19 protein-coding genes are annotated in these 18317 nt (G+C 70.6%); 7 read left to right on the forward strand and 12 right to left on the reverse strand.

The window, feature by feature from the left end; genetic code table 11:
- Positions 1 to 2313 (reverse strand): MMPL family transporter, encoded by a 2313-nt coding sequence (locus AB0H82_RS14130; RefSeq protein ID WP_362992290.1) that lies wholly within the window; start codon positions 2311 to 2313, stop codon positions 1 to 3.
- A gap of 170 nt (positions 2314 to 2483) precedes the next feature.
- Between AB0H82_RS14130 and AB0H82_RS14135 the strand changes: the two genes are divergently transcribed.
- The 4 genes from AB0H82_RS14135 (at position 2484) to AB0H82_RS14150 (ending at position 4571) form a co-directional block, all read left to right on the forward strand.
- Entirely contained in the window at positions 2484 to 2834 is a 351-nt protein-coding gene (locus tag AB0H82_RS14135) for a winged helix-turn-helix domain-containing protein (protein ID WP_362992292.1), read from the forward strand.
- On the forward strand, positions 2834 to 3073 hold the full coding sequence (locus tag AB0H82_RS14140; RefSeq protein WP_362992294.1) for a hypothetical protein: 240 nt from the start codon (positions 2834 to 2836) through the stop codon (positions 3071 to 3073). Before AB0H82_RS14135 ends, AB0H82_RS14140 begins: the two co-directional genes overlap by 1 nt.
- 161 nt (positions 3074 to 3234) lie before the next feature.
- Positions 3235 to 3903: a TrkA family potassium uptake protein gene (locus AB0H82_RS14145; protein WP_356249822.1), complete on the forward strand. Its 669-nt coding sequence runs from the start codon at positions 3235 to 3237 to the stop codon at positions 3901 to 3903.
- Positions 3903 to 4571, forward strand: a complete 669-nt coding sequence (locus AB0H82_RS14150; RefSeq protein ID WP_362992296.1) for a TrkA family potassium uptake protein — start codon at positions 3903 to 3905, stop codon at positions 4569 to 4571. The genes AB0H82_RS14145 and AB0H82_RS14150 overlap by 1 nt, the downstream gene beginning before the upstream one ends.
- A gap of 147 nt (positions 4572 to 4718) precedes the next feature.
- On the opposite strand, the gene AB0H82_RS14155 is transcribed toward AB0H82_RS14150, so the two are convergent.
- Positions 4719 to 5516, reverse strand: a complete 798-nt coding sequence (locus tag AB0H82_RS14155; protein WP_362992297.1) for a serine protease — start codon at positions 5514 to 5516, stop codon at positions 4719 to 4721.
- A 214-nt stretch (positions 5517 to 5730) separates the two neighbouring features.
- Between AB0H82_RS14155 and AB0H82_RS14160 the strand changes: the two genes are divergently transcribed.
- Entirely contained in the window at positions 5731 to 6624 is an 894-nt protein-coding gene (locus tag AB0H82_RS14160; RefSeq protein ID WP_362992299.1) for a hypothetical protein, read from the forward strand.
- Between the two features lie 21 nt (positions 6625 to 6645).
- Here AB0H82_RS14160 and AB0H82_RS14165 read toward each other — a convergent pair whose 3' ends face one another.
- The 3 genes from AB0H82_RS14165 to AB0H82_RS14175 form a co-directional block, all read right to left on the reverse strand.
- Positions 6646 to 7548, reverse strand: coding sequence for a pentapeptide repeat-containing protein (locus AB0H82_RS14165; RefSeq protein ID WP_362992301.1), 903 nt, complete (start codon positions 7546 to 7548; stop codon positions 6646 to 6648).
- 242 nt (positions 7549 to 7790) lie between these two features.
- Positions 7791 to 9407, reverse strand: a complete 1617-nt coding sequence (locus AB0H82_RS14170) for a DEAD/DEAH box helicase (RefSeq protein ID WP_362992303.1) — start codon at positions 9405 to 9407, stop codon at positions 7791 to 7793.
- Positions 9408 to 9549: 142 nt separating this feature from the next.
- Positions 9550 to 9753 carry a cold-shock protein gene (locus tag AB0H82_RS14175; RefSeq protein WP_037661310.1) on the reverse strand — a complete coding sequence of 68 codons (204 nt, stop codon included), beginning with the start codon at positions 9751 to 9753 and terminating at the stop codon, positions 9550 to 9552.
- A 345-nt stretch (positions 9754 to 10098) separates the two neighbouring features.
- Here AB0H82_RS14175 and AB0H82_RS14180 point away from each other — a divergent pair, with 345 nt between their 5' ends.
- Entirely contained in the window at positions 10099 to 11040 is a 942-nt protein-coding gene (locus tag AB0H82_RS14180; RefSeq protein ID WP_362992305.1) for a tyrosine-protein phosphatase, read from the forward strand.
- Here the strand turns inward: AB0H82_RS14180 and AB0H82_RS14185 are convergent.
- Complete coding sequence (locus AB0H82_RS14185) at positions 11037 to 11798, reverse strand: VWA domain-containing protein (protein ID WP_362992307.1); 762 nt, start codon at positions 11796 to 11798, stop codon at positions 11037 to 11039. The two genes, AB0H82_RS14180 and AB0H82_RS14185, sit on opposite strands and share 4 nt — an antisense overlap.
- An 80-nt stretch (positions 11799 to 11878) precedes the next feature.
- Here AB0H82_RS14185 and AB0H82_RS14190 point away from each other — a divergent pair, with 80 nt between their 5' ends.
- Positions 11879 to 12610, forward strand: coding sequence for a glucose 1-dehydrogenase (locus AB0H82_RS14190; RefSeq protein WP_362992309.1), 732 nt, complete (start codon positions 11879 to 11881; stop codon positions 12608 to 12610).
- 39 nt (positions 12611 to 12649) lie between these two features.
- Here AB0H82_RS14190 and AB0H82_RS14195 read toward each other — a convergent pair whose 3' ends face one another.
- The 6 genes from AB0H82_RS14195 to AB0H82_RS14220 form a co-directional block, all read right to left on the reverse strand.
- Positions 12650 to 13003, reverse strand: coding sequence for a hypothetical protein (locus tag AB0H82_RS14195; RefSeq protein ID WP_362992311.1), 354 nt, complete (start codon positions 13001 to 13003; stop codon positions 12650 to 12652).
- A gap of 177 nt (positions 13004 to 13180) precedes the next feature.
- A complete protein-coding gene (locus AB0H82_RS14200) occupies positions 13181 to 14290 on the reverse strand; it encodes a hypothetical protein (protein ID WP_362992313.1) in 1110 nt (369 codons plus the stop codon).
- A gap of 43 nt (positions 14291 to 14333) precedes the next feature.
- Positions 14334 to 14561: a hypothetical protein gene (locus AB0H82_RS14205; protein ID WP_362992315.1), complete on the reverse strand. Its 228-nt coding sequence runs from the start codon at positions 14559 to 14561 to the stop codon at positions 14334 to 14336.
- Between the two features lie 63 nt (positions 14562 to 14624).
- A complete protein-coding gene (locus AB0H82_RS14210; RefSeq protein ID WP_362992317.1) occupies positions 14625 to 16196 on the reverse strand; it encodes an MFS transporter in 1572 nt (523 codons plus the stop codon).
- A 277-nt stretch (positions 16197 to 16473) separates the two neighbouring features.
- Positions 16474 to 17307, reverse strand: a complete 834-nt coding sequence (locus tag AB0H82_RS14215) for a carbohydrate ABC transporter permease (RefSeq protein WP_362992319.1) — start codon at positions 17305 to 17307, stop codon at positions 16474 to 16476.
- Entirely contained in the window at positions 17304 to 18296 is a 993-nt protein-coding gene (locus AB0H82_RS14220; protein WP_362992321.1) for a sugar ABC transporter permease, read from the reverse strand. Before AB0H82_RS14220 ends, AB0H82_RS14215 begins: the two co-directional genes overlap by 4 nt.
- Between the last annotated feature and the right edge of the window lie 21 nt (positions 18297 to 18317).

The following is an 18317-nucleotide window of genomic DNA, read 5'->3' on the forward strand; positions in this document are numbered from 1 at the left end:
CTATCGGCCTTGTGCGATCCTGCGCCCCTCCGGACGGGCGGCGCGCTCCGGTGAAGGAGTGCGGCGCGCCTCCGCGACCCGCGCCTCCGCGCGGCGGATCGCGCCGGACGGCCACCACGTGGCGCGGCCGAGCAGGAGGAGCGCGGCGGGCAGGATCATGACGCGGATCACGAACGCGTCGAGCAGGACGGCCACCGCGAGGACGAGGCCCATCTGCTTCATCTCCAGGATGTGCAGCATCACGAAGCTCGCGAAGACGGTGACCATCACGAGCGCCGCGCTGGTGACGACCTTGGCGGAGGAGGTGATGCCGTCGATGACCGCCTGGCGCGTGGGCACGCCGTTCAGGGCGGCCTCGCGGATGCGGCTGACCACGAAGACCTGGTAGTCCATCGAGAGGCCGAAGAGGATCACGAAGAGGAAGAGCGGCACGCGCGAGGAGATTCCGTCGAGCGAGATGAAGGAGAGCAGGTCCTCGGCCCACTCGCCCTGGAAGACGAGGACGAGCACTCCGAGCGCCGACGCGGCGGAGAGCAGGTTGAGGACGACGCCGAGCAGGCCGAGGACGACCGAGCGGAACGCGAAGACCATCATGACGAAGGTCATCAGGAGCAGGAAGCCGAGGACGAGCGGCAGCTTCTCGTTCTGGTGTCCTACGTAGTCGACGCCGCGTGCCACCTCTCCGGTGACGGCCGTCTCGACGCCGGGCAGCCCGCCGACGGTCGCGGGGAGGTGGTCATGCCGGATGCGGTCGAGCGAGTCTTCAGCGTTCTTCGAGTACGTCGGGTGCGGAGCGTTGAGTTCCAGCGTGGTCGTCCGCCGGTCCTCGGAGGTGCGGAGCAGCGGGGTGCGCGAGGGGTGCGAGAAGAGCGGGTCGGCCTGGGCCCTGCGGTCCAGCTCCCCCAGGGCCGCCCTCACGTCGGCGGCCCGCGAGGCCTCGGCCTGCACCACGACCAGGTGCCGCAGGCGCTGCTCCGGGAAGGTTTCGAGCAGCGTGTCGTACCCCCGCATCGCCGGGATCTCGCGGGAGAAGCTGTCCCGCGCGGGGTTCTTGAGGTTCATGTCCAGGGCGGGCAGCGCCAGGCCCAGCATGGCGAGGACCGAGAGGCAGAGGGTGAGCGCGGGGTGCTTGCGGGCGGGGGCGAGCAGGGCGTTCCAGGCGCGGCCGGGCTTCTTCTCGCCGGACGACCCCCGCTCCTTCTCGCCGTTCGACCCCAGCTCCTTCTCTCCGTACGACCGGACCGGCTTGCCCCGCGCCGAGCGCTTGGCCGCGCGGCGCTCGGTCCTGCGGCCGAGCTTGACCAGGAGCGCCGGCAGGACCGTCACCGAGCTGACCACGGCGACGGCGACGACCAGGATGGTGCCGGTGGCCAGTGAGTCGAAGATGACGTCACGGGCGAGGAAGAGCGCGGTGGTGGAGACGATCACCGCGAGTCCGGAGACGACGATCGCCCGGCCCGCCGTCGCGGCGGCGGCCTCGACCAGCGCTTCCGAGGTGAGGCGGCCGCCCGCGCGGGCCCGCTCCTCGCGTTCGCGCTTGAGGTAGAAGAGCGTGTAGTCGACGCCGACCGCCATGCCGATGAGCAGGATCATGCTCATCCCGACGCCGGTGTCGGGCAGCAGGTGCGAGGCCACCATCGCGAGGCCCATCGTGGCCATGATCGAGGTGATGGCGAGCAGCAGCGGTACGCCGACCATGACGACCGAGCCGAAGACCACGGCGAGCGTGATCAGCGTGATCGGCAGGGTGATCGCCTCGGAGAACTTCAGGTCCTTGTCGCGCTGGCCGTCGACGCCCTTGCTCACGGAGGCGTCGCCGGTCTCCTCGATCCGCAGGTCCGGGTGGGCTTCGGCGGCCTTCTCCGTCTGGGCCTGGAGCGGCGGGACGCGGTCCTGGTCGTCCTGTTCGGAGCCGGTGAGTTCGACCGGGACCCGCAGGACGCGTCCGTCGGTGGAGGGGACCGGAGCCTTGACCGAGGCGACCTCGGGCAGTGCGCGCATCCGGTCGGTGATGTCCTTGACGGCGGCGTCGGCCGCCGCCCTGTCCAGCGGCTCCGGCTTGTCCCAGGAGCCCGACGCGGCGCGGATGAGTATGTGTTCCGTGGAGCGGAGCGGGATGCCGCCCTCGGCGGCCAGGGCCTCGGCCCGGCCCGCCTCGCCGACGCGGAAGTCCTCCGAGGTCGCGCTGTTCATCCCGGCGGCGATGCCGCCGCCGAGGCAGAGCGCCACGAAGACCAGCCAGCCGACGACCGCCCGCCATGGGTGCAGCGCGCTCCACCGGGCCACGCGCACCGTGGCCGATCGCTTTCTCATGTCCGTCCCCCGCCCCTCACCATCATCCAGTGCTTCATGTGTCAGAGGAGACTGACAGGTGAAGGAGTGAGGCGTCAACTGTCACTCGTTTGACAGCGGTTCTCGCCATACGTAAGCCTTGGCTGACAGGTTTTGGATCTCCGGTCTCCGGAAGAGCGCGAAGGCGGACCATGGACAGCGAGGAGCTGCTGGCTTTTCTCGCGGCGGTCGGCCACGCGCAGCGCATCCGGATCATCACCGAGCTCGCGTCCGGCAGGCTGTACGTCAGCGAGCTGGCCCGTCGGCTCGGAGTGTCCCGCCCCTTGCTCTACATGCACCTCGAACGCATGGAGAAGGCAGGTCTCGTCGTCGGCCACCTGGAGCTCTCCGACGACGGCAAGGCGCTCAAGTACTTCGAACTGGCGCCGTTCGACGTGCAGTTGAACGTGGATACGATCGTCGCGGCCGTCCGCCACGACCAGTCGGACCGGACAGGTCGGCCGGGCGATGACGGACAGCACTCAGCAAAGGGGACGCCCTAGTGGACGACGTGATCATTCCCGTCGCTTTCTTCCTGATACTCGCCGGCGCGATCGTCGCCGTCGCGTACTTCCAGTCGCAGCGCAACCGCGAGCGCGACCGGCAGTACGCCGAGGCCATGCAGGGGTACCGTGAGGCCGTCGAGCGCGCCAGGTCCGAGCAGGAGTCGACCCGCCTCCAGCTCGTCGAGCTCGGCCACCGGCTGGAGAAGGTCGAGGGGCTGCTGCGCAGCGTGGACTGACTTCCCACCGCGTGAGTGCACGGACCCGGTTGCGGCTTAAGCTCGTCTCTTGGCAACGCCGCACGCTGTTGCCCCGTTGTTGCCAGCAGAGTGAGAGAGAAGAGTGAGCACGATGTTTTCGCAGGTCAGCGGGATGACCAGGAGTGCGGGGTAAAGGACAGGTGCACATCGTCATCATGGGCTGCGGGAGAGTCGGGTCCGCTCTCGCCCAGAACCTGGAACAACAGGGGCACACGGTCGCCGTTGTCGACCAGGACCCCACCGCCTTCCGCCGCCTCGGCTCCGGGTTCGGCGGCCGCCGCGTCACCGGCGTCGGTTTCGACCAGGACACCCTGCGCGAGGCCGGCATCGAGGAGGCGGGCGCCTTCGCCGCCGTCTCCAGCGGCGACAACTCCAACATCATCGCCGCCCGCGTGGCCCGCGAGATGTTCGGCATCGAGAACGTCGCGGCCCGCATCTACGACCCGCGCCGCGCCGAGGTCTACCAGCGTCTGGGCATCCCGACGGTCGCCACGGTCCGGTGGACCGCCGACCAGATGCTGCGCCGGCTGCTGCCCTCCGGTGCCGAGCCGCTCTGGCGCGATCCCACCGGCGGTGTGCAGCTCGCCGAGGTGCACGCCTCCGCGGCGTGGATCGGGCACAAGATCAGCCAGCTGCAGGAGGAGACCGGCGTCCGCGTGGCCTTCCTCACCCGGCTGGGCGAAGCGGTCCTGCCGACCTCGCAGACGGTCCTGCAGGAAGGTGACCTGGTGCACGTCATGATGCGCACCGACCAGGTCGACAAGGTCGAAGCGGCGTTCGCCGAAGGCCCCGAGGAAGGCGGTCACTGATGAGGGTCGCCATTGCCGGAGCGGGCGCGGTGGGCCGTTCCATCGCCGGTGAGCTCCTGGAGAACGGGCACGAGATCCTGCTCATCGACAAGGCGCCGACCGCCATCTCGGTGGAGCGCGTCCCGCAGGCCGAGTGGCTGCTCGCCGACGCCTGTGAGATCACCTCGCTGGACGAGGCGGCACTGCAGCGCTGCAACGTCGTGATCGCCGCGACCGGCGACGACAAGGTGAACCTCGTCGTCTCGCTGCTCGCCAAGACCGAGTACGGCGTCCCGCGGGTCGTCGCCCGCGTCAACAACCCGAAGAACGAGTGGCTCTTCAACGAGTCCTGGGGCGTCGACGTCGCGGTCTCCACGCCGCGTCTGATGTCCGCGCTCGTCGAGGAGGCGGTGAGCGTCGGCGATCTCGTCCGGCTGCTGCGCTTCAGCCACGGCGACGCGAACCTCGTCGAGCTGACGCTGCCGCCCGAGTCGGCCCTCGCGGGCACACAGGTCGGCGACGTCCAGTGGCCCGAGGACACCTCGCTGGTCACGATCATCCGCGGCACGCGCGTCCTCGCGCCGACCGCGGACGACTCCCTCGAAGCGGGGGACGAGCTTCTCTTCGTCGCGGCGCAGGCGCGTGAGGAGCAGCTGGAGGATCTGCTCTCGGTGCGGCGCGAGAGCTAGCCCCTGGGCTCTGTACGTGGATGGGGGCGCCCGGCGATTGCCGGGGGCCCCCCACACGGACGTACGTGGGGGGGGGCGGGGGCGTGGGTTGGGGGGGCCCCCCCGCGGGGGCCCCCCCCGCCGGACGTCACGGCGTCGGCTCCGGCCTCAGAGCTCCGACGCCGCCTTCTCTATGTCGCCCGCGAAGGTCGACACCTCGGTGTAGACACCGGGGTACTTCGGCTGCGCGCAGCCGTTGCCCCAGCTGACGATGCCGACCTGGACGTACTCGCCGGCCTCGTCCTTGCGGAACATGGGGCCGCCGGAGTCGCCCTGGCAGGTGTCCGTGCCGCCCACGTTCAGCTTGCCGGCGCAGAGCTCCTCGCCGGGCGTGAGGTCGGCGCCGTACGCGGCCTCGCAGTCGGCGTCGCTGACGAACGGGACCTTCGCCTTGAGGAGGTGGCGCTGCTGGTCGCCGCCCTCCTTGTCGGCACCCCAGCCGGCGATGTCGAACTCGCCCTCGTTGTACTTGGTGTCCTTGGCGATCTTCAGCGTGGGCTGGTCGATCGGCTTCTGGAGCTTGATGAGCGCCCAGTCCTTGCCCTTGCCGTTGTAGCCGGGGGCCTGGAGGACCTTGGCGGACTTCACCTCGATCGCGTCGGGGCTCTCCAGGTCCACGACGCCCGCGGTGGCGGTGATGCCGGTGTTGGCACCGGAGCCGTCCACGCAGTGGGCGGCGGTCAGCACGATGTCCTTGGCGTACAGCGCACCGCCGCAGCCCATCGAGAGACGGACCATGAACGGGAACTCGCCCTGCTCGGCGGGGGTGCCGCCGACGACGCGCTCTCCCGGCTTCGGACCCGGGTGGGGAGCCGCCTGAGCGGCCACGGGCTGAAGGCTGACGGTGGCCAGAGCGATCGCGCCGAGGGTGGCGGCTCTCTTCACTCCACGCAGCTTGGTCTTCAACTGACTTCCCTTCGTGGGGGGTTGTGGGGGGATTCGCGCATGGCTGGCATGAGCCCGCCAAAGCGCTGCCCCGGATTATGGAGATCGGTGTCCGCTCAGGACAAGGGGCGGTTTCCGGCCACCGCCTGTCTCACGGACCCGCCCCCAGGGCTGCGGCCCCCGTACAGTGGAAGGCAGTTGAGCGGTCCGGTGGGTGGCGCCAGGAGGTGCGGACGTGACGGTCGGCGGCGGTCCAGTCGTGCACGGCTACCCCCACCTGGAGACCGTGCGCGCCGCCATCACCGCCCTGTACAGACGCCTCTCGTACGACACCGTGCACACCTTCGAGACCAGCGTCGCCCCCGCCGACGTGGCCTTCGGCGACCAGGACGACCTGTACCTCGGCGTGCAGCGGGTGGCGCGCGAGATGGTGCGGCACCTGCGCCTCCCCGACGCGCGGATGATCGTCAGCTTCCGCGAGATGGAGCACGCCGCGTACGTCGAACTCGCCGCGGGCCCCGAGTACTTCATCGAGCTGAACGACCGCTTCCGCACCCATCGCAGGGACATCGGCGCGGCCCTCGCCCACGAGGTCATGCACGTGTACCTGCACCGGCTCGACCTGTCGTTCCCCGGCACGCGCGACAACGAGATCCTGACCGACACCGCCACCGCCTACCTGGGCGCGGGGTGGCTGCTGCTCGACGCCTACCGCGAGGACGGCGCCTCGTCGCAGAAGCTCGGCTACCTCACACCGGAGGAGTTCGGGTACGTCCTGGCCAAGCGGGCGCTGGCGTTCGGCGAGGCGCCTGAGACGTGGTTCACCAGCGCGCAGGCGTACACGGCGTACACGAAGGGGCTCGCCCAGGCCCGCCGCGACGAGCAGCAGCCGCCGCTGACGGCGGCGGGGTGGGCGGGGCGGCGGCGGTACGCGAAGGACCGGCGGTACGCGCGGGACCACCGCGGGGCGGTCGAGGCGGGCGGGCCCTACTCGTTCTCCCTGGACGCCGGGACGCTGCGGGTGACGTTCCCGTGCCCCACCTGCCACCAGCGCATCCGGGTGCCGGCGCGGGGGCGCGTACGGGTGCGGTGCACGCTGTGCCGGACGGTGGCGGAGTGCGATACGTAGCGGGGCGCGGCCGCCGTGCGGTCAGCCCTGCGACCAGTGTCCGGGGCGGTTGAGCGAGTCGGACAGGTTCGTGCGGTCGTCGCCCCTGGCCGCGTTGACCTGCGACTGGGTGAGGAAGAGCGCGCCGGTCAGGTCGGCGCCGCGCAGATCCGTGTCGCGGAGGTCCGCGCCGATCAGGTCGGCGGCCCGCAGGTCCGCGTCGCGCAGGTCGGCGCCGATGAGGTACGACCCGCGCAGGTCGGCTCCCTTGAGGTCGGCGCCCCGGAGCCGCGCGCCGATGAGGTCGGCGCCGCGGCGGTCCTTCTTCGCGCCGCCCTTGCCCCGCTTACCGCCCTTGCCCTTGCCCTTGCCGCTGTCCTGGCCGAGGTGCTCGGCGCGGACGAGTTCGCTGGTGCGCAGGAGGAGCAGGTTGACGTTCTGGCGGTGGCTTGCCACGTCCGTCCCGGCGACGGCGTCGGGGGTGCCCGCGGCAAGCCGCTCCGTCTCGGCGAGCGCGCGCTCCAGGTCGGCGGCGATCGGCCGGGTCTGCGGGAACGACAGCGCCTCGGTCACGTACCAGAGCAGTTCGTGGAGCTGCCGCATGACCGGGAAGGCCTCGAACATCTGACGCGCGGTGGCCGGATCCCGACGCCAGTCGCGGCCCTCGAAGGTGCCCTGGGAGACGCGCTGGCCCGCCCCGAAGCAGTCGTACACCGTGCAGCCCCGGTAGCCCTTGTCCCGCAGGTCGCGGTGGATGCCGCAGCGGAAGTCCGCCCGGAGGTTGGTGCACGGCTTGCCCGCTTCCTTGTTCACGGGGAAGTCCGAGGACGCGGAGAAGGTGAGCGCCACACAGCACAGCCCGAAACAGCTGCCGCAGTCGGCGCGCAGCGCGGCGCGGTCGTCTTCGAGCAGGGGCAGGGCGACGGGGTCGCGCTCCGAGGACATCGAGCGGGGCTCCTTCGGGCCGGGTGGTGCGGGTGTCGTGAGTGGTGCAGGTGGTGCAGGTGATGTGGAAGGTGCGAGGGGATACGGGTGGTGGTCCAGATCAGGCGGCGGACCATGGACGCGGCGGCCCATCCTGCCGCGCGCCGCGCCACGCATCCTGACCGTCCCCCGCAGCACACCGCGAAGCGGCGACCCACTCCTCCCGCGCGCCGCCGCACCACCTACCGGGACCATCCCCCGCGTCACGCCGCGGAGCGGCGGCCCCCCTGCTCTCCGCCGGCGGGACGACCGCGGCGGGCGCGGCCGCCTGCGGCGCCGCCCGCGGCTCCACCGGATCCGCCCCTGCCCTGGCCGCCCTGGCCCTGGCGGGGCGTGCGGCGCTGTCCCTGTCCGCCGCCCTGCGCCTGCGCGCCGGCCCCGGCGCCTCCGCGGGGGCGACGGCGTCGCTGCGCGGGCGTCTTGGCCTGCTGCTGCTGCGGCTGCGGCGTCTCGATGACGACCGGCACACCCGACGGCTCCCGCGCTCCGGTGATCCGCGCCAGCTCCTCGTCGGAGGAGGAGACGCGCGCCGTGTGCGGCCGGATCTCCGCGTCGGTCATGAGGCGCGTCATGTCGCGCTTCTCCTCGGGGAGTACGAGGGTGACGACGCTGCCCGACTCCCCCGCGCGCGCGGTGCGCCCGCCGCGGTGGAGGTAGTCCTTGTGGTCGGCGGGCGGGTCGATGTTGACGACCAGGTCGAGGTCGTCGACGTGGATGCCGCGCGCCGCGACGTTCGTCGCGATCAACGCGGTGACCTGGCCGGTCTTGAACTGGTCGAGCGTCCGGTTGCGCTGCGGCTGCGAGCGTCCGCCGTGCAGTCCGGAGGCGCGCACGCCGTTGGCGAGCAGCCGCTTGGTGAAGCGGTCCACGGCTCGCTTGGTGTCCAGGAACATGATCACGCGGCCCTCGCGGGCGGCGATGCGCATGGCCACGGCCTTCTTGTCCGTCTCGTCGGCGACGTACAGCACGTGGTGCTCCATCGTCGTCACGGCGCCCGCCGACGGGTCGACGGAGTGCACGACGGGGTCGGTCAGGAACATCCGTACGAGCCGGTCGATGTTCTTGTCGAGCGTCGCCGAGAAGAGCATCGTCTGGCCGCCCTGGGCGACCTGCTTGAGCAGCGCCGTGACCTGCGGCATGAAGCCCATGTCGGCCATCTGGTCGGCCTCGTCGAGGACGGTCGTGCGCACCTGCGACAGGTCGCAGTCGCCGCGCTCGATCAGGTCCTTGAGGCGGCCGGGGGTGGCGACCAGGACCTCGGCGCCGCGGCGCAGCGTCCCGGACTGCCGGCTGATCGACATGCCGCCGACGACCGTGGCCATGCGGAGGTTGACCGACGTCGCGTACGGCGTGAGGGCGTCCGTCACCTGCTGGGCCAGCTCGCGCGTGGGGACGAGGACCATGGCGAGCGGGGACTTCGACTCGGCGCGCCGTCCGGCCGTGCGGGCCAGCAGGGCGAGGCCGAAGGCGAGGGTCTTGCCGGAGCCGGTGCGGCCGCGGCCGAGGATGTCGCGTCCGGCGAGGGAGTTGGGGAGGGTGGCCGCCTGGATCGGGAAGGGGTCCGTGACGCCCTGGGCGGCCAGCGTCTTCAGGAGTGCCTCGGGCATGTCCAGGTCGCCGAAGGTCTCGACGGCCGGCAGCGCGGGCGTGATGCTCTCGGGCAGCGCGAACTCGCCGCCCTGGACGGGCCTCGGCTTACGGCTGCCGGAATTCCTGCCGGAATTCGCGGAGCCCTTCGCCTGGCCGTTCGGCCTGCCCTTTCCTGCCGCGTTGGCGGGACGCTTGCGGGCGGGGCGTGCCGGGCGTTCGGGGCGGTTCATTCAGTGGTGCCTTCCTGGTCGCTGGACTTCCGGACCTCTGAGCCGGTGCGGCTCTGGGCCCGGTCGGGCCCGATGACAGCGCAAGCCGAGGCCCGCACCTTCCGGTGCGGGCCTCGGCTGTGAGGTTCGCGCGCTGCGACGATCAGGCAGGAACGATGTTCTCGGCCTGCAGGCCCTTCTGGCCCTGCGTCACGTCGAAGGAGACCTTCTGGCCCTCCAGGAGCTCGCGGAAGCCGGAGGACGCGATGTTCGAGTAGTGGGCGAAGACGTCGGGGCCGCCGCCGTCCTGCTCGATGAAGCCGAAGCCCTTTTCCGAGTTGAACCACTTAACGGTGCCGGTTGCCATGTCAATCTCCTCAACAGGGGCAGTGAATGGGGAACCGCGGTATTGCGATTCTCCAGCGCTGCAATGACCCCCATCCGGAGAGAACCGGAAAAAACAATTGTGCGCCCTCGGAGCATTCCCGTCAGGCGCACACAAAGTTCATGGGTACCAAAACTGCAACACATAACTTTAACACGCCCGCGGGACCCGTTGTTCCCGGCCCCGTGAGACGTACGTCGCGCGGGGTCGGCGTCCGTCCCCCGCATACCCCTTCCCCCTTCGGGAGGCCCTCGCTACCTTCTGCCAAACAATCGCTTGGTTGAGCCGAGGAGTGGCCGGCGCCCCTGCCGGTGGGAAGGCGGACCGATGCGCATCTCTCGTACCCGTACCGCGACCGGACTGGCGATCTCCGCGCTCGCCCTGGGCACCCTGCCCGCCTGGGCCGCCCCCGCCGAACCCGTCGCCCCCACGGCGCCCACGGCGCTCGCGGCCCCCGCCGCACCCCGGCACACCTCCGACACCGTCCGTCACATCCCGCTCCAGGGCGCGGTCAACGTACGGGACGTGGGCGGTCACCGGACCTACGACGGCGAGCGGGTCCGCCACGGCAGGGTCTTCCGCGCCGACGCCCTCAGCGACCTCACCGACGCCGACCTCGACAGGGTCGCCGGGCTCGGCCTGAAGAAGGTCATCGACTTCCGGGTGCCCGCCGAGGTGCAGTATGACGGCCCGGACCGGCTGCCCGCCGGGCTCTCCCCCACCGCACGGCCGATCACCGACAACGGCCTGTTCACCCAGCTCATCACCGCGATCGGCTCCCGGGACCCGGTCCGGCAGGAGGAGATGCTGGGCAACGGAAAGGCGGCCGCGTTCATGCACGGCGTCTACCGCACATTCGTCAGCGACTCCGCCAACCGCGCCCGGTTCGCGGCCACCCTCCGCGACATCGCCGACAGCCGCTCGCCGCTGCTCTACCACTGCACGGCGGGCAAGGACCGCACCGGCTGGACGACGTACCTCCTGCTGCGCCTGGTCGGCGTGCCCGGGCGGACCGCCCTCGGCGACTACCTCGCCTCCAACACCTACCGGGCCGCGCACGACGCGACCCTCCGCGAGCAGCTCAAGCAGGGCGGCCTGATGCAGAACCCGGACCTGATCATCCCGCTCCAGGAGGTCCGCACCGAGTACCTCGACACGGCGCTCGACGAGGCGACGCAGCGGTACGGCGGCTTCCAGGGCTATCTGACCAAGGGGCTCGGCCTGGACGCACGCACGATCCTGAAACTGCGCGACCGCATGGTCGGCTAGCCGCCCGCAGGGGCGACGATTCCCGCGTCCCGCGCCGCCGCGAGCCACGCGGGGAACTCCCCCACGAGCCGGTCGTAGAGCTCGTCGTCCGGCACGGCCGAGGGGTCCTCGCCCGCGTGGAAGAAGCCCGCGTTGTCGACCGGACGCCGGGCGGGCACGGCGAGCTCGTCGAGCCTCCTGAGGTAGTCGAACTGCTTGCTCGCCGGGTCGCCGAAGCCGACGAACTGCCAGAACAGCGGCAGCTTCGCCGCCTTGCACAGATAGCGCTCGGCGGCGAGCTTGTTGACCGGACCGCCGTCGGTCTGGAAGACGACGAGGGCGGGCGCCGTGGAACCGCCGTCGGCCCTGTCAGCCCTGTCAGCCCTCTCGACGTAGTGGTCGATGACCGCGTCCATCGCCAGGTGGTAGCTGGTCTTGCCCATGTGCCCGAGCCCGGCGACGATCTCGTCGACCCGCCCGTGGTGGTGGTCCAGCGAGATGTCCGTCACCGCGTCGACGTCGGTCGAGAAGAAGACGGTGGGCACGATCCCGTCGTCGTCCAGGTGCGCGGAGAGGCCGAGGACCCGGTCGGCGAGCGCCTGGACGCTGCCGTCCTTGTAGTAGGGCCGCATGGAACCGGAGTAGTCCACGACCAGGTAGACGGCGGCCCGCGCCCCGTCGAGGCCGTGCCTGCGCAGGGTGGCCCCGGCGCTCTTGTACAGGCTGACCAGGGCCGGCGCCGAGTCCTCCACCTTGCGCAGACCTATCGCGGATCCCATGTCCCGCCCGCCCTTCCACCGTGCACATATGACTGCTAGACACATGCCGATTCGGCACGTACGGACGTACGGAGGATGGCATGGACCACGGCCTGGACGGCAGGGTCGTCCTCATCACCGGCGCGGGCCGCGGTCAGGGCGCCGCGGAGGCGCGGCTCTTCGCGGCGGCCGGGGCGCGGGTCGTGGTCACGGACGTGCGGGAGGAGGAGGGCCGCGAGGTGGCCCGTTCGCTCGGGGGCCAGGGGCTGTTCGTACGCCATGACGTCACCGACGCGGAGAGCTGGGCGTCGGCCGTGGCCGGCGGGCTCGGCGCTTTCGGGCGGCTCGACGTCCTGGTGAACAACGCCGCGCTGTGGCGGACGGCGTCCGTGGAGGACGAGACGTACGAGAACTTCGAGGCCTTGCTCCGGGTGAATCTCCTGGGGCCGTTCCTGGGCATCCAGGCGGTGCTGCCCGCGCTGAAGGAGGCGGGCGGCGGCTCGGTGGTGAACGTGTCGTCGACGGCGGGCCTGGTCGGCGTCCCGGGCCACGCGGCGTACGGCTCGACGAAGTTCGGGCTGCGGGGGCTGACCCGCTCGGCGGCGCTGGACCTGGCGAAGTACCGGGTGCGGATCAACTCCGTGCACCCGGGGGCCATCGACACCCCGATGATCTCCGCGGCCTCCGCCGGGCGGGACTGGTCGCATCTGCCGCTGGGCAGGATGGGCCGCCCGGAGGAGGTCGGCGAACTGGTGCTGTTCCTGGCGTCGGACGCGTCGTCGTACGTCACGGGAGCGGAGTTCACCGTGGACGGCGGTTCGACGACGGGGTGAGTGCCCCGGTGCGCCCTGGTGGCCCTGGGGGCCGGTGGGTCAGACGCGGTCGTAGAGGTAGACCGAGCGGAGCTTGAGGCGGTCCGTGGCGGGCTTCCCGTGCGGCTTCAGGGTCCAGTGGTCGCCGCCGCAGTCGGCGTCCTCGAACACGATCGCCGTGGCGTCGGTGTCGTTGTACGGGGCGAACGCGGGCTTGGAGGTGTCGTCGTCCGCGACCTCCGGGAGGGTGATGCAGGCGGGGCTCGCCGGGTGGTGGAGGGTGGCGTAGCGGACCGTGCCGTCCTCGACGAACTTGTAGTGGAAGGCGCCGCCGGTGGCGCTCGCGGAGGTCGGCAGGGTGACGGTGAGGGCGAGCGCGCCGAGGAGGGCGGCGACGGTGTGGCGAGGGCGCATGTGACCTTTTTCCGTACGGGCGCCGGGCGGGAGCCCGGCGGCTTGGAGGGGTGGCCGGACCCGTACGGGAGTTGACGGGTCCGGCTGCGCCTTCCCCGGTCCCGCGCCCGTTTATGCGGGGTGTCACCCGCGCGGGGCCGCCACACCGGTTCCGCGTCCGCCGTGTGGGCGTACCCGTCAGGGTCGGTGTCCGGTCTGCTCCTGGAACGCCGGCAGCGCGAAGATCCGCGTCTTCGCCCCGTCGTCCATCAGCTCGACGAGCGGCAGGACCAGTTCCCACAGGTCCTGTTTGTCGACCTCTCCGGCGAGCGCGTCCAGGTCGGGTTCGGGCAGGGCTCCGGCGGTGTCGGCGACGGTCTTGCGGGACTCGGCGGGGAGCGCGTCCACGAGCGGCAGGAACTCGGCCCACAGGCCGGTGGCGACGACCGCGCGCACGACGGCGGCGAGGACGTCCGCACCGCGCAGGGACGGCAGTCCGGCCACCGTGCGGCGCTCCGCCTCGCTCAGCAGCGCGACCAGGGGCAGCAGGGACTCCCACAGGTCCTGCTCCGCCACCGTGGCGACGAGCGTGTCGAGCCGGTCCTGCGGCTGTCCGGCGGCGATTGAGGCGATGCGGCCCCGCTGTTCGCCGGTCACCATGCCGCCGACGGCCAGGGCCTCGGGCCACAGGCCGTCGGCGGACGCCGAGCCGATGACCGACGCGAGCCGGTCCGCGCCCATCAGGTCGATGATGTGGCCGAGCCGTTCGGGCACGTCGATGGCGAAGCCCGTCCTGAGGACGGTGGCGTCGTCGACCTGCGGCAGGATGCGGCGCAGCGCGGAGTCGGGCAGGTGGCCGACGAAGCGGCCCATCGTGAGGTGGTCGCCGCGCTCGGCGAGTGCGACGGCGATGCGTACGACGAGGTCCTCGTCGAGCCGGTCGACGATGCCCTTGATCCGGCGCGGGTCGAGGTGGGCGCAGGACCGGGCGGTGAAGGAGACCGGCAGTTTCTCGATGATGTCGGCGGCGCGGGCGGGTTCGAGGCGTCCGGCGACGGCGGCGGCCAGGCGCGGGCCGAGTGCCTTTTGGGAGATGGCGGCGGCGACTCCGGCGGGCACGAGTCTGGTCGCGGCGGCGATCCGGTCGAGCATGTCGGGTGACCGGTCGAAGAGGGCCGTGACGGTCTGGGTGCGGAAGCGGCGTACGTCGTCGACGGGCAGGTCCTGGAGGAAGGTGAGCGTCTCGGGTGGGACATCGAGCAGGTGGGCGATCTTGCGGGTCTCGGCTCTGACGCGCAGCTTGTCCATGCTGACTCCTCGCTCCTGTCGGCCGGTGCGGCTGGGGCAGGCCCTAGCGGAAGAGAATGCGGCGGACGGGGCCGCGGGCCAGGGCGGGCACGAGTTTCAGTGCGTCCTCGGCTGCCTCGTTCAGTCCCGCGGCCCGGCTCTCGCGCTGCCGCTCCAGCGCGTCGGCGAGCTCCGCCAGCTGGTGTGGCGTCAGGCGGTCGAAGGATTGCGGTGGTTCGTCGCGCAGCTCGGTGGCGAGCCGTTCGCGTTGCTGCCGTGCTTCGGTGCCCACGTGGCCTCCCGGGGACGGTCCCTCGGCTGCATCCGGGTCCCGAGAGTGGCGCCGATTTGACTTTTAGTCAATACAGGCGGGGCTGCGGATCTCTTCGCGGTCCGGCTCCGGTGCCGGGTCCTTCTTCTCTCCGGCGGCGGGCAAGGCGATCAGCAGCACGGCCGCTCCGAGGAGTGCGATGCCCGCGATCCAGCCCGCGCCGACGTGCATGGCGTGGATGAAGGCGTCATCGGCCGCCCGAGCCACGTCGGGCCGGTGGGCCGCGGCGGCGACGTGGCGGGCCTGTTCGGCGGAGACTCGCGCCTGTTCCCGCACCGGGCCGGGCGCGCCCTCCAGCGAGGGTTCGATCGCCCGTCGGTACATGATCGACATGATCGTGCCGCCGACCGCGATGCCGATGACGCTGCCGGTCTGCCGCACGGTGTTGGTGACGGCCGATCCCGCACCGGCCTGCGCCAACGGCAGGTTGCTGAGCAGTGCGGCCGTCACGGGGCCGATCACCATGCCGATCGAGAGGCCCTGCGCCAACAACAGGATCTCGATCCACAGGAGCGGGGTCTGCAGTCCGAGGAACCCGTACCCGCCCATGGTCAGCGCGGCCACGGTCAGCGCCGGCACGGTGACAAGGCGCAGCGACAGGCGGCGGACCAGGCGCGAGGCGAGGGGCGCCGCCGCGAGCGCGCCGCACGCGGTCGGGATATTGGCCAGGCCCGCCTTCATCGGCGAGAAACCGAGTGCGCCTTGCAGATAGAAGGCGTTGTAGAACGTCATGGCGGCCACCCCGAAGAGCAGCAGTCCGAGCGCCGCATTGCCGCCACCGAATGTGCGGTGCGCGAGCAGTCGCGGATCGAAGCTGGGCGTCTTGACGCGCAGTTCGACGACGACGAAAACGGCCAGCAGAGCGAGACCGACGGCGATGGGGCCCCACACGTCGGTACGGCTCCACGCCGCGACCTGCCCCGCCCGGATGAGACCGTAGGCCAGCGTCACGAGCCCGCTGATCGACAGCAGCATTCCGGCGGGGTCGAGTGGCCGCGGATTGGGCCTGCGGAAATTCGGTACCAGTACGGCGAGCCCGACCCATGCCAATGCCGCGACCGGGACGTTGATCAGGAAGACCGAGCCCCACCAGAAATGATCGAGCAGGAATCCGGCGAGGACCGGTCCCGCGGCCATTCCGACACCGGCCGACGTCGAGAAGATGCCGATCGCGGCAGCCCGCGCGGGGCCGGTGAAGGTCCACATGAGGATGGCCATCATGGCGGGCGTGATCAGCGCGCTGCCCGCCCCCATCGCCGCTCTGGCCGCGATCAGCTGGGCCACATCGCCGGCGTACGCCGCCCACAGCGACGACCCGGCGAAGATCGCAAGGCCGCCGAAGAACACGGTCCGGTGGCCGAACCGGTCACCCAGCGCGCCTGCGGTGAACATGAGTGTGGCGAAGGCCAGGGTGTACGAACCGGTCGCCCATTGCAGCTGGCCGGGATTCGCCCCGAGGCCGCGGGCCGGGTCCGCGAGGGTTTCCAGCGTGGTGCTGAGGACAGTATTTTCCAGCCAGATCAGCAGCGAACACACCATAAGAGCGGCAAGAATCAACTGTTGCCGGGATTTCGGCAACGTCGGAGGCGTGGTCATGAACACCTTCGGATATCGGTCGGCAGGGACTGGAACGCCTGGACCATAAGCAAAGTCCACGACGCCGTCAAGCTTGGAGTTTCCCGCCAGAAGTGTTGCGACCGAAAGGAATTCATGCCCTCCGCATAACCGCTACGAGATTTGCCGCCGGGTTAATTTTGTGCCCTACGGCGAATGTGCAAGGTGCCGGATGTCATGCCCCTCAAAAAAGCGGAAGGTGTACGGGGGGGGTCCCCGTACACCTTCCGCGCGGTTGTCAGGCGTCAGCCGTCGGTCGTCAGCCCTTGACCGCTCCCGCCGCCAGGCCCGAGCCCAGCTTCCTGTGCACGATCACGAAGAAGATCATCACCGGCACGGTGACCAGCGTGGAGCTGGCCATGACCGGGCCCCAGGCCGTGGAGTTCTCACCGAAGAACTGGTAGATGCCCACGGCCGCCGTGTACTTGTCGCTGCCCTTCATGAAGGTGTACGCGAAGACGAACTCGTTCCACGCCGTGATGAAGGCGAAGATCGAGGTGGCGACGAGCCCCGGCGCGACCAGCGGCAGCAGCACCGACCAGAACATCCGCGGCCAGGACGCCCCGTCGATGTAGGCGGCCTCCTCGACCTCCTTGGGCACGGTGGCGACGAAGCCGCGCAGCGTCCAGATGGCGAAGGGCAGCGAGAGCGCGATGTAGACGATGCTCAGGCCGAGCAGGGAGTTGAGCATGTCGTAGTCCCGCACCTGGATGAAGAGCGGGATGACCAGGGCCTCCAGCGGCACCATCTGCACGATCAGGATCATGATCAGCACGGAGGTGCGGAAGCGGAACTTGAACCGGGCCACCGCGATGGCCGCGAAGAGCGAGAGCAGCGCGGCCGCGACGATCGTGGCGAGGCCGACGAGCGCCGAGTTCAGCAGGTACGTACCGAAGTTGCCCTTGTCGAAGACGAACTCGAAGTGTTCGAGGCTGAGGCCGCTCGGCAGCACGTCCGAGCCGCGCAGGGCGGCCTTCGGGTCGAGCGCCGTGGAGATCATCCAGTAGACGGGGAAGAGCGTGAAGACCAGGAGCCCGACGACCGCGGCCGGCAGGCCGACGCGCGAGGCGAGCGTGGTGCGGCGGGTACTCACAGTTCCTCGTCCCCCTGCCGGAACAGCGTGCGGATGTAGACGACGGTGATGGCGAGGAGCAGCACGGTGAGCAGGACCGCGGCCGCCGCGCCCATGCCGTAGTCGTTCTTGGCGAAGGCCTGGATGTAGGAGAAGACGCCGAGGTTGTAGACGTCCTCGTTGGAGCCGTCGCCGCCGGGTTGCAGATAGACCTGGGTGAATACCTTGAAGTCCCAGATGGTGGAGAGGATGGTCACCACGAGGAAGACGGGCTTGATGGTCGGCACGGTGATGTTCCAGAACCGCTGCCAGGCGTTGGCGCCGTCCAGCTCGCCCGCTTCGTAGAGCTCCTTGGGGATCGTCATGAGTCCCGCGAGGACGGTGATGGCGACGAACGGGAAGCCGTGGTGGATGACGTTGAGCGTGGCGATCGCGTAGAACGGGCCGCGCTCGGTGAACCAGTTGGTGGTCTCGGGGTCGATCAGGCCGACCGAGCCCGCGATCTGGCTGACCATGCCGTCCTGCGGCTGGAAGAGCCAGATCCAGACGTACGTCCCCGTGACCGCGGGCATGGCCCAGGCGGCGAGGATCGCGATGGAGCAGATCATCCGCCAGGTGGCGCCGAGCCGGTTGAGCAGCAGCGCCACGAGGGTGCCGAGCGCGACGGTGAGACCGACGCAGGCGAAGGCGAAGAAGACGGTGTTGGGCAGGACCGTCTTCCACAGCAGGCTGCTGGAGAGCAGGTCGGTGTAGTGGTCGAAGCCGGTGAACGTCCCTGTGCCGCCGCCGAACTTGACCTCGTAGTCCTGCAGGGAGAGCTTGCCGACCTGGATCAGCGGCCAGAGCAGCAGGCCCACGAGGACCACGAGGGAGGGGGCGAGGAGGAGCCAGGGACGGGTGAGGGTGATCAGTTTCTTGCGACGGAGAGCCGCCTCGGCCGCGCCGTCCGGCTGCCGGGGGGCGCGACGGACCGGGGTCTCCGGCCCGTCGCTGACGAGCGTGTCTTTCACGGTAAGTCCTTCACAGTGCCG

Source organism: Streptomyces sp. NPDC050732, from assembly GCF_040654255.1.
GTDB lineage: Bacteria > Actinomycetota > Actinomycetes > Streptomycetales > Streptomycetaceae > Streptomyces.